The sequence below is a fragment of the Serratia sp. M24T3 genome, assembly GCF_000257645.1.
Taxonomy (GTDB): domain Bacteria; phylum Pseudomonadota; class Gammaproteobacteria; order Enterobacterales; family Enterobacteriaceae; genus Rouxiella.
Map to the genome: position 1 here is coordinate 251,427 of NZ_AJHJ01000001.1, position 13,752 is coordinate 265,178.

A 13,752-nucleotide genomic window follows, 5' to 3' on the forward strand; every position below is an offset into this window, starting at 1 on the left:
TTGAACCCAAATTTTCTCCAAAAAAAAAGCCACCCGTAGGTGACTTGATTCTCATACTTACTAATGGTGCCGAAGGCCGGAATCGAACCGGCACGCCTTGCGGCGGTTGATTTTGAATCAACTGCGTCTACCGATTTCGCCACTTCGGCACTGCAAGTAGTATGCGGAAAACGGGTGCATTATACCTTTCCAACACACCTACGCAATAGTAATCCATGCATTCTGATGCTAAGTGCTGAAAAAACCGGCATTAATCCACCGACCGTTTGATATTTCGACAAATATCATCTTCATTCTACTGACTTTTGCCCCCTGACTCGCCCCAAGGAATCACAGCGTTTGCAGCATCGGTGTGCGCGAAGCAAATTCCGCAACGGCTTAACCTATCAAGCCTAATGAAAGATGCGGTCAAAGCAGGATGAATGGGTTTTAAGATCATCCCGAAATCCTAACACCCCATTAATACTGTAAATTTTTCCTACATGCGGCGAATTCCTCATGCGGTTCTGCGCTTATCACATTAAGATAAATTCATTCTTCCCTTTCACCATTTAAGAATGGATACGCGTTCGTTGAAAAAATTCACCCTTTCGCTGTTAGCTATGGCCTTTGCCAGCATGCCAATGCTGAGTCAGGCTCAGACCCAACGTCTGGCTTCTCAGGTGGTCGATGACCACGCAGAACATATTTTCTTTAACAGCGGCGCTATGGGCATGGCCCTGGTGGTCGTCGATAACAAGCAACAGGTCTTTCGCAGCTTTGGTGAAACAAAGGCGGGATCGGGTATTCGGCCCCGTGAAAACTCGCTGATCCGTATTGCCTCTCTCAGCAAGCTGATGACCAGTGAAGTATTGGTCAAAATGGCAGAACAGGGCACGGTGAAGATCACCGATCCGCTGCACAAATACGCCCCTGCCGGCGCGTTTGTGCCTTATTACAGCGCGACCATGCCTATCACTTTGCTGAGTTTGGCCACCCATACCAGCGGCCTACCGCGCGAGCAGCCGGGTGGTGCACCGCATCGCCCAGTGTTCACCTGGCCGAATCGCGTTGAACGCTGGAACTGGTTGCAGTCCGCCAAGCTGAAAGTCCCGCCGGGTGCAGAAGCTTCCTACTCGAATCTGGGCTTTGACCTGCTGTCGGATGCATTGTCCGATGCGGCTCACAAACCTTACACTCAGCTGTTCCGCGAGCTGATCACCCAACCGAATGGCATGGTTGACACTACCTATACACCCACTCCAGCCCAGTGCTCGCGTCTGATGGAGGGCATGCATCCAAGCCCTTGCGTGAATACTACGGCAGCAACGGGCAGCGGCGGAGTCTATTCGACCCCGGCCGATATGGGCCGCTGGATGGAGCAGTTTATGCCATTGGCCAACGGCAAGCAGAGTGCGACCGCGGCGCTGGCTCAGAAGATGTATTATCGCCGTACCGATCTGGCGGCGTTGAAGGGCATGGACGTGCCTGGTCCGGCCTATGAATTAGGCATGGCGTGGATAACTATGGCACCGTCGCCGCTTTGGCCACGTATTATTGAGAAGACTGGCGGCGGCGGCGGCTTTATCACTTACATGGCCATGGTGCCGCAGCGTGGTGTGGCCGTGTTTGTCGTGGTGACCCGTTCTCAGTTAACCAAGTTTAAAAACATGAGCGATGGCGTGAACGATCTGGTCGCCTCTCTGGTTCGCAACAACGAAATATAACTTCAGTTGTTCAGGCGTTATATAGCAAAAAAGCAGCTCAACCGAGCTGCTTTTTAATAGCCATCATCAACTAAACTAATTACGTTTTAACAGCAGATAGGTACTAATCACAAAGAACAGGCCGCTTGGCAATACAGCACCGAGTAATGGCGGGATATTGTAGACCAAACTGAGCGGACCAAAAATCTGATCAAGTACATAGAACAGGAACCCAAAGCAGATACCGGTCAGCACACGAACCCCCATCGGCACGCTACGCAGCGGTCCGAAGATGAATGACAGCGCCATAAGCATCATTACCGCCACGGACAATGGCGCAAAGATTTTACGCCACATATTCAGCTGATAACGTTTGGCTTCCTGCCCGGTTTGTTTGAGGTACTTAACGTAGTTATACAGGCCGCTGATCGACAGGGAATCCGGATCTAACGCTACCACGCCTAGCTTGTCGGGCGTCAGGTTTGTCTTCCATACGCCGTTTAGCGTCTGCGAACCGGTTATACGGGTTGGACTTCCCAGCACGGATTCATCAACCTGAGAAAGCTGCCAGCTGCCGTTCTCATACTGCGCCGAGGTCGCGTAGCGCACTGACAGCAGTTTATGATTATCATCAAAGTGATAGATGTTAACGCCGCTGATTTGGTTATCACCGACCACGTGTTCGATAAAGATAAAATCGGGGCCATCTTTCGCCCACAGACCGTTTTGCGTTGATACCAGCGAACCGCCGAACAGCTGCTGCGCACGGTAGTTACGCGCCATTTGGTCGCCCACTGGTGATACCCATTCGCCGATCGCCATAGTCAGCAATACCAATGGGATAGCCGTTTTCATGACCGCAGACGCCACCTGCATACGGGTAAAACCGGAAGCCTGCATAACCACCAGCTCACTGCGAGTTGCCAGCGCGCCCAGTCCCAGCAGAGCCCCAAGCAGCGCAGCCATCGGGAAAAACACTTCAATATCGGTCGGCACGCTGAGAATGGTAAAAATTCCGGCGTCCAATGCAGAATAACTCCCCTGCCCGACTTTACGCAGCTGGTCGACGAACTTGATAATCCCGGAAAGGGAAACCAGCATGAACAGCGTCATCATGATGGTATTAAAAATCGTTCGACCGATATAACGATCTAATACGCCAAACATCAGGCCGCTCCTCTTAAACGTGCACGTAGTCTGCGCAGGGGAAGCGTATCCCACATATTGAGTATCACCGCCAGGGCGAAATAAACCAGATTGGTTGCCCACATCCAGAACATCGGATCAAGTTTACCTTTCTCACCGTTCGATCTCAGCGAGCTCTGTAACAGGAAGAAAACCAGGTAAAGGAAGATCGCAGGAAGCATGCTCAGTACACGCCCCTGTCGAGGATTGACCACCGAAAGCGGTACTACCATCAGCGCCATCAAGAACACGGAAACTACCAGCGTAATACGCCAGTTCAATTCCGCGCTAGCCTCTTTGGCTTTGGAATTCCACAGTGACGTCATGCTCATTTGCTCAACGTCGCTGGCATCAAGCTCAACCGCACGATGGCCAATAACCGCCAGATAATCGGTAAAATCGGTAATGCGGAAGTCACGTAGCAATGCGGTACCTTCGTAGCGAGTACCGGTATCCAGAGTAACCTGCTGGGAACCATCCGGGCGTTGATCCATATGGCCTTTCTCGGCTACTACCACGGATGGACGCTGATTGCCGTTAGGCCTGAGCTGCGCCAGGAAAACGTTATGGAATTCTTTGCCGCGCACGTTACCGACAAACAGCACTGAACCGCCATCCTGTGAAGGAGTAAATTGTCCCGCGACCATAGCCGCCATACCGGGATTTGCCTTGGCATCTGCCATGACCTGATCCTGATGCTTGGAGGACCAGGGACCGACCCAAAAAGCATTGATACCGGCGAAAACAGAGGTAAACAGCGCCAGAGACATGGCAGCAACGATTAATGACCTTTTTCCTAGGCCACAAGCGTGCATAACGGTGATTTCGCTGTCAGTATAGAGTTTACCCAGGGTCATCAACAGCCCCAGGAAAAGACTTAACGGCAGGATGAGTTGAGCCATATCAGGAATGCCTAAACCAAGCAGCTGAATGACTAAATTTGTTGGGATATCGCCATCGACTGCCGCGCCCAGTATCCTGACTAGCTTCTGACAGAAGAAGATTAGTAACAGAATAAACAGGATCGCAAATTGGCTCTTGAAGGTTTCCCTAACCAGATATCTAATGATGATCACGCTGAATACGCCTGTGAAAACTTGTCTTTTTGCAGGAAAATCGATAGTTTCATCGCTAATCCGTCATTTTTTCTCATCATATGGCAACCTTCACAGCTAAAATAGTATTACAACACCGTAAATTTGGGTGACCTATAGGAAGATGCTTATAGCCGCCAAAAATAAATTTCTATGCCGTATAGGTTAACACAGGTCATTACATCAATGACGGGAGAGTGTAACGGACGCCCCATTCTATCCGTACCCCCCGCCTTTGTCTTTAAGATTCAGGAGAGTGCATGGAGTTCAGTGTAAAAAGCGGTAGCCCGGAAAAACAGCGCAGTGCCTGTATTGTAGTCGGCGTATTTGAACCTCGCCGCCTATCCCCTATGGCTGAACAGCTCGACAAGATCAGCAATGGATATATCAGCGCCCTGCTCCGCCGCGGTGAACTGGAAGGAAAAGTAGGGCAAACCCTGTTCCTGCACCATGTTCCAAACATTCTGTCCGAGCGCATCCTTTTGGTAGGCTGCGGGAAAGAACGCGAACTCGACGAGCGCCAATACAAGCAAGTCATCCAGAAAACGATTAACGCCCTGAACGAAACCGGTTCGATGGAAGCGGTTTGCTTCCTCACCGAACTTCACGTCAAGGGACGTAATACTTATTGGAAAGTGCGTCAGGCCGTAGAGACCTCGAAAGAGTCACTTTATACCTTCGACCAGCTGAAAACGAATAAGGTCGAGCCACGTCGCCCGTTACGTAAAATGGTATTTAACGTGCCGACGCGTCGCGAGCTAAATAGCGGTGACCGCGCGATAGCTCACGGCCTGGCGATTTCTTACGGGGTGAAGGCCGCGAAAGATCTTGGCAATATGCCGCCAAATATCTGTAACGCAGCCTATCTTGCCTCGCAGGCTCGCCAGCTTGCCGATGCTTTTAGCAGCAACATCACGACTCGCGTCATCGGCGAACAGCAGATGAAAGAGCTGGGAATGAATGCCTATCTGGCAGTGGGTCAGGGTTCGCAAAACGAATCACTGATGTCAGTGATGGAATATAAAGGTAATCCAAATGCCGACGCCAAGCCGATTGTGTTGGTTGGCAAGGGCCTGACCTTTGATTCCGGCGGTATCTCCATCAAGCCAGCCGCCGACATGGACGAAATGAAGTACGACATGTGTGGCGCGGCAACGGTTTACGGCGTCATGCGTGTCGTGGCCGAGTTGAAGTTGCCACTTAACGTGGTCGGCGTTCTGGCCGGTTGTGAAAACATGCCGGGCAGTCGCGCGTTCCGTCCGGGCGACATTCTGACGACGATGTCCGGCAAAACCGTTGAAGTGCTCAACACCGATGCCGAAGGCCGTCTGGTATTGTGCGATGCGCTGACCTACGTCGAGCGTTTCGATCCGGAACTGGTTATTGATGTCGCCACCCTGACGGGTGCCTGCGTGATTGCGCTGGGTCACCACATCACCGGTTTGTTGTCGAACCACAATCCGCTGGCGCATGAGCTGATCACCGCTTCTGAACAGGCCGGTGACCGCGCATGGCGTCTGCCGATGGGCGACGAGTACGACGAGCAGTTGCAATCGAATTTTGCCGATATGGCAAACATCGGTGGCCGTCCGGGTGGTGCTATCACTGCTGGCGTATTCCTGTCACACTTTGCCGAGAAATATAACTGGGCGCATCTGGACATCGCCGGTACCGCATGGCGTTCAGGAAAAAACAAAGGTGCAACGGGTCGTCCCGTTTCGCTGTTGTCGCAATTCCTGTTGAACCGTGCTGGTCTCAACGGCGACGATTAATCGCCAATTGATGTAAACGCCTCCCTCGCGCATTGCGTCGCGGGGGATGGCGTCAGGAAGACACTCATGAAACAGGCTACATTTTTTCTACTTAACTCACCCGACGTCGACGGCGAGCTGAGCGGCCATGAAGATCTGGCTTGCCAGATTGCTGCCCGGCGTTATCGCGCAGGTCAGCGCGTGCTGATCGCCTGTGAAGACCAAAAGCAGGCCGAACGTCTTGATGAAGCGCTGTGGAAACGTGATGCCGAGCAGTTTGTGCCGCATAATCTGGCAGGAGAAGGCCCGAGATTCGGAGCCCCCGTCGAGCTATGCTGGCCCGGAAAACGCGGAAATGCGCCGCGAGATTTGCTGATCAGCCTGCTTGGGCAATTTGCAGATTTTGCCACCGCTTTCCATGAAGTGGTAGACTTCGTTCCTTACGAAGATTCTTTAAAGCAGCTGGCGCGCGAACGCTACAAAGCCTATCGCAGCGTCGGCTTCAATTTGACCACGGCGACACCGCCGGACGTCAATACAACGACTACAGACTAACGAAGCGAAATGGATAAGACATATAACCCGCAAGATATCGAGCAACCGCTTTACGAGCACTGGGAAGAACAGGGCTATTTCAAGCCTAACGGTGATACCAGTAAGGAAAGCTTCTGCATCATGATCCCGCCGCCGAACGTTACCGGTAGCTTGCATATGGGTCACGCTTTCCAGCAAACCATCATGGACGCCATGATCCGCTATCAGCGCATGCAGGGTAAAAACACCCTGTGGCAGGCGGGAACCGACCATGCCGGTATTGCTACTCAGATGGTAGTAGAGCGCAAAATTGCTGCTGAAGAAGGCAAGACTCGCAAAGACTACGGTCGCGAAGCCTTTATCGACAAAATCTGGGAATGGAAATCAGAATCGGGCGGCACTATTACCCGCCAGATGCGCCGTCTGGGCGATTCCGTGGACTGGGAGCGCGAGCGCTTCACCATGGACGAAGGCCTGTCAAACGCCGTTCGTGAAGTGTTTGTTCGACTGTACAAAGAAGACCTGATTTACCGCGGCAAGCGCCTGGTGAACTGGGATCCGAAACTGCGTACTGCGATTTCCGACCTCGAAGTTGAAAACCGTGAATCCAAAGGTTCCATCTGGCACCTGCGCTATCCGCTGGCTGACGGCGTGAAAACCGCTGACGGTAAAGACTATCTGGTGGTTGCGACCACCCGTCCCGAAACCGAGCTGGGCGATGCCGGTGTTGCCGTTAATCCAGAAGATCCGCGCTATAAAGATCTGATCGGTAAAGAAGTTATCCTGCCATTGGTAGGCCGCCGCATTCCTGTTCTTGGCGACGAACACGCCGATATGGAAAAAGGCACCGGCTGTGTGAAAATCACCCCAGCCCACGACTTTAACGACTATGAAGTCGGTAAACGTCACGGCCTGCCGATGATCAACATTCTGACTTTCGACGGCGATATCCGCCAGACTGCCGAGGTGTTCGACACCAAAGGCGAAGAAAGCGACGCGTGCAGCAATGAAATTCCCGAGCAGTTCCGTGGCCTGGAGCGCTTCGCAGCGCGTAAAGCCATCGTTGCCGCCTTCGAAGAATTGGGCCTGCTGGAAGACATCAAGCCTCATGATTTAACCATTCCCTATGGCGACCGTGGCGGCGTAGTTATCGAGCCAATGCTAACCGACCAGTGGTACGTGCGTACTGCTCCGCTGGCAAAAGTTGCCGTTGAAGCGGTCGAGCAAGGCGAGATCAACTTTGTACCAAAACAGTATGAAAACATGTACTTCAGCTGGATGCGCGACATTCAGGACTGGTGTATTTCTCGTCAGCTGTGGTGGGGTCACCGTATCCCGGCCTGGTACGACGCTGAAGGCAAAGTTTACGTCGGTCGTGACGAAGAAGAAGTGCGCAGCGAAAACAACCTGGGCGCAGACGTTGTTCTGAGCCAGGACGAAGACGTGCTGGACACCTGGTTCTCTTCCGGCCTGTGGACCTTCTCGACGCTGGGCTGGCCAAACGAAACGCCTGACCTGAAAGCTTTCCATCCTTCAAGCGTTGTGGTCAGCGGCTTTGACATTATCTTCTTCTGGATCGCCCGCATGATCATGATGACCATGCATTTCGTGAAAGACGAAAACGGCAAGCCACAGGTTCCGTTTAATACTGTTTATATGACCGGCCTGATCCGCGATGACGAAGGGCAGAAAATGTCCAAGTCGAAAGGTAACGTTATCGATCCACTGGACATGATCGACGGTATCTCGCTGGAAGATTTGCTGGAGAAACGCACCGGTAACATGATGCAGCCGCAGCTGGCGGAAAAAATCCGCAAGCGCACCGAAAAGCAGTTCCCGAACGGTATTGAACCGCACGGCACCGACGCCCTGCGCTTTACCCTGGCGGCGCTTGCCTCGACGGGCCGTGACATCAACTGGGACATGAAGCGTCTTGAAGGCTACCGCAACTTCTGTAACAAGCTGTGGAATGCCAGCCGTTTCGTGCTGATGAACACTGAAGATCAAGACTGTGGTCTGAACGGCGGCGAGCTGCAACTGTCTCTGGCTGACCGCTGGATCCTGGCAGAATATAACCGTACCGTAAAAGCTTACCGTGAAGCATTGGACGGCTACCGCTTCGACCTGGCGGCCAGCATTCTGTATGAATTCACCTGGAACCAGTTCTGCGACTGGTATCTGGAACTGACCAAGCCGGTTATGAATAACGGCACCGAAGCTCAGCTTCGCGGCACTCGCCATACGCTGGTAGAAGTGTTGGAAGGCCTGCTACGCCTGGCGCACCCGATTATTCCATTCATTACCGAAACCATCTGGCAGAGCGTGAAACCGCTGAAAGGCATCACAGCTGACACAATCATGCTGCAACCTTTCCCGGAATACTCGGCGGATAAAGCCGATGAGGCCGCGCTGGTCGATCTCGAGTGGATCAAGCAGGCGATCATCGCTATCCGTAACGTGCGTGCTGAAATGAATATCGCACCGGGCAAACCTCTCGAGCTGTTGCTGCGTGGCGCAAGCGCCGATGCACAGCGTCGCGTCGAGCAGAACCTGAGCTTTATCAAATCACTGGCGCGTCTGGAGTCAATCACCGTGCTGGCTGCGGGCGATAAAGGTCCAGTTTCTGTGACCAAACTGGTTGAGGGTGCAGAACTGCTGATCCCGATGGCCGGTCTGGTCGATAAGGAAGCAGAACTGGAACGTTTGAACAAAGAGATCGCCAAACTTGACGCAGAAGTTGAACGTATCGAAGCCAAGCTTTCCAACGAAGGTTTTGTGGCTCGCGCTCCTGAAGCCGTAGTTGCTAAAGAACGCGAAAGACTGCAAACATTTGCCGAAGCCAAAGTTAAGATTCAAGAACAGCAGGTTACTATCGCTGCTCTGTAATCTTCGCTGATACGGCAATCTTTAAAAACGGTGGGGCGAAAAGCTCCGCCGTTTTTTTTGGAATTGCAAAAATCGCCTGCACGCGGTATTAAATACGAATAAAAAATAGCTAACCACTTCAACAATATTAAACCTAAATCATTGGAATCACGGCAAGGCGGCAAGTGAATGAGTTCCCAAAAGCTTACTGAAATAAGTGACTGGGTCGAATAACGCAGCAGTGGCTTCAAAAATAATGGGTATAAGAGCAATTATGACTACAGCCGTGAAAACACAACAGAACGTCGTGGTGCGCCGCATCACTTGCGATGACAATGCCGAAATCGCAAGGGTGATCCGCGCCGTGTCTGCAGAATTTGGTTTAACTGCCGATAAAGGCTATACCGTGGCCGATCCCAATCTGGATACCTTATGCGAAATGTACAGCCAGCCGCGCAGCGCCTATTGGGTCGTCGAGCTTGACGGGCAGATAGCCGGAGGCGGCGGTGTTTCCGCACTAATCGGCGCTGATGACGACGTATGCGAATTGCAGAAGATGTATTTTATGCCGAGCCTGCGCGGTAAAGGGCTGGCCAAACGCCTGGCGGTTCAGGTGATGGCTCACGCCAAAGAGCAGGGCTTCAAACGGTGTTATCTTGAAACTACCGCCAGCCTGACTCAAGCAATCGCGCTTTACGAGCATCTTGGCTTCGAACATATCAACGGCGCGATGGGCAGCACCGGCCACGTCGACTGTGAAGTCACAATGCTGAAAACTCTTTAACGCGATGTTTATGCAATAAAAAAGCCGACTAAGTCGGCTTTTTTACATTTACATGACTATTAGTGGCGTTTGCCGTCGTCATCTTTGTCGATCACGTTTTTAGGGGCAACGTGCTCGTCTTCTTCTTCATCTTCTTCGTCGAATTCTTCTTCGTCGCCGTCTTCGCCGTTTGGATCTTCAAAATAGGTGCCCCAGCCGTCATAGTTGACGCCGTTAGCTTCAGCCAGCGCCACCAGCTGCTCAACCTGGGTGTCGATCAGTTCAGCATTCAGCGCAACTTCGCTAATCACATCACAGCACATCACCACGGAGCCGTCTTCAATTTCCAGCTCTTCGGCATCAGTCACTTCATAGCCCAGTTTGAAGGCTTCTACCGCTGCTCGCTCTAAAACTTCGAATTTCTCGGAAGAGAAATGATGCTCAATAGTGTAAAGCGCGTCAGGATCGCTGCCGTCTTCCAACAGCTCTTCGATGATTAAGCGGGTCTCATTACGTTGTTCGTCTAGCAATTCACGGTTTGCCATGCCTCAGTCCTCAATCAATGTGACGTTTAGACGCTATTTTCACACAGCAGACGGCTTGCCTCCAACATAAACGATAAAGTTTTTACTTTGGGGTTGTAATTGCATATTCATACATATAAATTGAATTTTAATTCATTATAAATGTTTCGGAGATAGGCACATGAGTCTGTTAAGCAAACGCCATTTTCTAAGGCTGCTGGATTTTACCCCGTCAGAAATCGCAACCCTGCTGAAGCTGTCGGCTGATTTGAAAACTGCCAAGAAAAACGGCAGCGAAAAACGTTATCTGCAAGGCAAGAATATTGCGCTCATCTTCGAAAAAGACTCAACTCGCACCCGATGCTCTTTCGAAGTTGCCGCTTACGATCAGGGAGCACAAGTCACTTACCTCGGCCCGAGCGGTAGCCAGATTGGCCATAAAGAGTCGATGAAGGACACTGCGCGAGTGCTGGGCAGAATGTACGACGGCATCCAGTATCGCGGCTTTGGTCAGGAAAACGTCGAGACATTGGCTGAATACGCCGGAGTGCCCGTCTGGAACGGGCTGACCAATGAGTTTCATCCTACCCAACTTTTGGCCGATCTGCTGACCATGCAGGAACAGCTGCCGGGGAAAGAATTGTCGCAAATGTCGCTCGCCTATCTTGGCGATGCGCGCAATAACATGGGTAACACGCTGCTTGAAGCGGCGGCGCTGTGCGGGTTGGATCTGCGTTTAGTTGCACCTGCTGCCTGCTGGCCGGATGCCGAGCTGGTTGAAAACTGCAAACATCTGGCGCAGGAGAACGGCGGCAACATTACCTTGACCGATGATATCGACGTTGGCGTTAAAGGCGCAGATTTCCTTTATACCGACGTTTGGGTCTCAATGGGCGAGCCGAAGGAAGTATGGAAAGAGCGCATTAATCTGCTACGTGCTTATCAGGTGAATATGGCAATGATTGCCAAAACAGGCAATCCTCAGGTCAAATTCCTGCACTGCCTGCCGGCTTTCCATGATGACCAAACCACATTGGGCCGTCAGATGGCTAAAGAATACAATTTGCCGGGTGGCATGGAAGTGTCGAACGAAGTGTTTGAATCGGCGCACAGCGTAGTGTTCGACCAGGCTGAAAACCGCATGCACACCATTAAAGCGGTTATGGTTGCCACCCTCGGCAGCCTGTAAGCACTAATTGATCAATACAGCCCGCCAGACCTTGGTGGGCTGCCTTTTCCTCGCCCTATCCTCATGCATTGTTGCACTTTCTAACCTCCTTTATGCCTCAGCCAAGCCTTTTATCGACTAATCTTTCACAATGTGAATAGATAAGGGAACCGTTATGGGTGCTGTGAATCCCGAGTTCGTGCTTCGTCTGGAAAGTCTGCTGAGCAGGGTTTATCCCAAAGAACACATTGGCGATCTGATAAAAAAAATTCTGCATCTCGGTGAGAAATGGAATTACGGTGCACACCGCTCTGACCAGTGGGTTGATGGCACTAACATTTACCTGATTACCTACGGAGATACCCTCTCTGAAGGCCAGCGCCCTCCTCTCGCGACGCTCAACGATTTTGCCAGCAAGCACCTCAAAGACGCCATCAGCGACATTCATATTCTGCCGATGTACCCTTACAGTTCCGACGATGGATTCAGCGTCATCGACTATCGCCGCATCGACGAACATCTCGGCGGTTGGAGCGATATTCACCATCTTTCCGCCAACTTCAACATGATGTTCGACTGCGTGATTAATCACATCTCGCGATCCAGCGACTGGATGAAAGGCTATATCAACGACGAGCCTTACTTTCGCGACTATTTTATCGAGTCCAAACCCGAGCTGGATTACAGCCGTGTGGTGCGCCCTCGAGCCTCGCCGCTGCTGACGCCGTTTATCAAGGCCGATGGCAAAGAGCTGTATCTCTGGACCACCTTCAGCGAAGATCAGATTGATATTAATTTCAAGAATCCTCAGGTTTTGCTGGAAAGCATTGACGTGATCCTGCAATACGCGGCCAGCGGCGGGCAGTCGATTCGTCTGGATGCGATTGGCTACATCTGGAAAGAAATGGGTACCACCTGTATTCACCGTCCTCAGGCTCACAATATTATCAAGCTGTGGCGCACTATTCTCGACGAGGTGATCCCCGGCACCCGCATCATCACTGAAACCAACGTGCCGCATCATGAAAATATCAGCTATTTTGGCGAGGGCGACGAGGCACACATGGTGTATCAGTTCGCGCTACCGCCGCTGACGCTGCACGCTTTCCTGCGTGAAGACACCACCACGCTGACCAAATGGGCGCAGGGTTTAAACGCCGAGGCGCACTATCCGAAAACCACCTATTTTAATTTTCTCTCCAGCCACGATGGTATTGGCTTGCGCCCGACTGAGACCTTTCTCGACGACGACGAGCGTAAATACCTGGCGCAGGAAACGCAGCGCAAAGAAGGTCGGGTTTCCTATAAAGACAACGGTGACGGAACTCACTCCCCCTATGAGCTGAATATTAATTACCTCAGCGCCATCACTGAAGTTGATGATAGTGTCGAAATGAAGGCGCGTAAGTTTCTGGCGGCGCAGTCACTGTTGCTGTCATTTATGGGCGTTCCGGCGATTTATATTCACAGTCTGCTGGGCAGTGAGAACGATCTGGATGGCATGCACCAGTCTGGCCTGAGCCGACGGATAAACCGCAAAAAGCTCAAACTTGAAGATGTCGAAAAAGATCTGGCGACCAAGGGATCGCTGCGATCGGCAGTATTCTATGGCCTTAAAAAACTGATCGATATCCGCCGCAACCGCCCTGCATTCTCGCCACAGGCCGGACAGAAGATCCTGGAGCTTGGCAATAAGCTGTTTGCGCTTGAACGCTATGATCCAAAATCAGAGAACCGCATCAGCTGTATCTTCAACATCAGTAGTCAGTCGCAGCCTTTCAAGCTGGCAGTTGACGGCAAGGATCTAATAAGCGGTGAACCGTTTAACGGCCAGATGCGCCTGCAGCCGTGGCAAGTGGTATGGATCGAGCACAAACTCAAGGCTCCTGAACGTTTGGGCAGGCTGCGTCGTTGGCGGAAAAAGATTTACATCTCGCTGAAAAGGTCCGATGCCAACCGATTGCTCACAGGCAGACCTCGCAAAGCAAAAAGGTGAAGTTACCCTCTTGCAGGCAGAATTCGTGCGCGTATAATGCGCCACAATTTGCCGGGAGACTGACATGAAAAACGACAACACACCGCGATTCGATGCTTCACCGAACCCTGTGCCAGTAGGCGGCGTTCAGCCGTTGTCTCTCCCAATGGTTTCAAATATGGGCTTGAAAATAACCCACCGATCGCTG

10 protein-coding genes and 1 tRNA gene are annotated in these 13,752 nt (G+C 51.9%); 7 read left to right on the forward strand and 4 right to left on the reverse strand.

Annotated elements, in window-relative coordinates; genetic code table 11:
* Positions 1–64: 64 nt before the first annotated feature.
* Positions 65–149 (reverse strand) — tRNA-Leu (locus tag SPM24T3_RS00975).
* Between the two features lie 408 nt (positions 150–557).
* Here SPM24T3_RS00975 and ampH point away from each other — a divergent pair.
* Positions 558–1,706: a D-alanyl-D-alanine-carboxypeptidase/endopeptidase AmpH gene (ampH, locus tag SPM24T3_RS00980; RefSeq protein ID WP_037377291.1), complete on the forward strand. Its 1,149-nt coding sequence runs from the start codon at positions 558–560 to the stop codon at positions 1,704–1,706.
* Between the two features lie 75 nt (positions 1,707–1,781).
* Here the strand turns inward: ampH and lptG are convergent, their stop codons facing one another.
* Together lptG and lptF are read right to left on the reverse strand one after the other, a co-directional pair.
* Complete coding sequence (gene lptG / locus SPM24T3_RS00985; protein WP_009634811.1) at positions 1,782–2,852, reverse strand: LPS export ABC transporter permease LptG; 1,071 nt, start codon at positions 2,850–2,852, stop codon at positions 1,782–1,784.
* Positions 2,852–3,946 carry an LPS export ABC transporter permease LptF gene (lptF, locus tag SPM24T3_RS00990; protein WP_009634812.1) on the reverse strand — a complete coding sequence of 365 codons (1,095 nt, stop codon included), beginning with the start codon at positions 3,944–3,946 and terminating at the stop codon, positions 2,852–2,854. The genes lptG and lptF overlap by 1 nt, the downstream gene beginning before the upstream one ends.
* Before the next feature lie 278 nt (positions 3,947–4,224).
* On the opposite strand from lptF, the gene pepA reads away from it, so the two are divergent.
* The 4 genes from pepA to SPM24T3_RS01010 all read left to right on the forward strand — a co-directional run bounded on the left by pepA (position 4,225) and on the right by SPM24T3_RS01010 (position 9,898).
* Positions 4,225–5,736: a leucyl aminopeptidase gene (pepA, locus tag SPM24T3_RS00995; protein WP_009634813.1), complete on the forward strand. Its 1,512-nt coding sequence runs from the start codon at positions 4,225–4,227 to the stop codon at positions 5,734–5,736.
* Between the two features lie 66 nt (positions 5,737–5,802).
* Positions 5,803–6,270 (forward strand): DNA polymerase III subunit chi, encoded by a 468-nt coding sequence (locus tag SPM24T3_RS01000; protein ID WP_009634814.1) that lies wholly within the window; start codon positions 5,803–5,805, stop codon positions 6,268–6,270.
* Positions 6,271–6,279: 9 nt separating this feature from the next.
* A complete protein-coding gene (locus tag SPM24T3_RS01005; protein WP_009634815.1) occupies positions 6,280–9,135 on the forward strand; it encodes a valine--tRNA ligase in 2,856 nt (951 codons plus the stop codon).
* A gap of 253 nt (positions 9,136–9,388) precedes the next feature.
* Positions 9,389–9,898: a GNAT family N-acetyltransferase gene (locus tag SPM24T3_RS01010; protein ID WP_009634816.1), complete on the forward strand. Its 510-nt coding sequence runs from the start codon at positions 9,389–9,391 to the stop codon at positions 9,896–9,898.
* A gap of 59 nt (positions 9,899–9,957) precedes the next feature.
* On the opposite strand, the gene rraB is transcribed toward SPM24T3_RS01010, so the two are convergent.
* The gene (rraB, locus tag SPM24T3_RS01015; protein ID WP_009634817.1) at positions 9,958–10,422 is read right to left on the reverse strand and encodes a ribonuclease E inhibitor RraB; all 465 of its coding nucleotides are present in this window, start codon (positions 10,420–10,422) and stop codon (positions 9,958–9,960) included.
* 160 nt (positions 10,423–10,582) lie between these two features.
* On the opposite strand from rraB, the gene argF reads away from it, so the two are divergent.
* Together argF and SPM24T3_RS01025 are read left to right on the forward strand one after the other, a co-directional pair.
* Complete coding sequence (argF, locus tag SPM24T3_RS01020; RefSeq protein ID WP_009634818.1) at positions 10,583–11,590, forward strand: ornithine carbamoyltransferase; 1,008 nt, start codon at positions 10,583–10,585, stop codon at positions 11,588–11,590.
* Positions 11,591–11,744: 154 nt separating this feature from the next.
* Positions 11,745–13,565, forward strand: coding sequence for a sugar phosphorylase (locus tag SPM24T3_RS01025; protein ID WP_009634819.1), 1,821 nt, complete (start codon positions 11,745–11,747; stop codon positions 13,563–13,565).
* Positions 13,566–13,752: the final 187 nt, after the last annotated feature.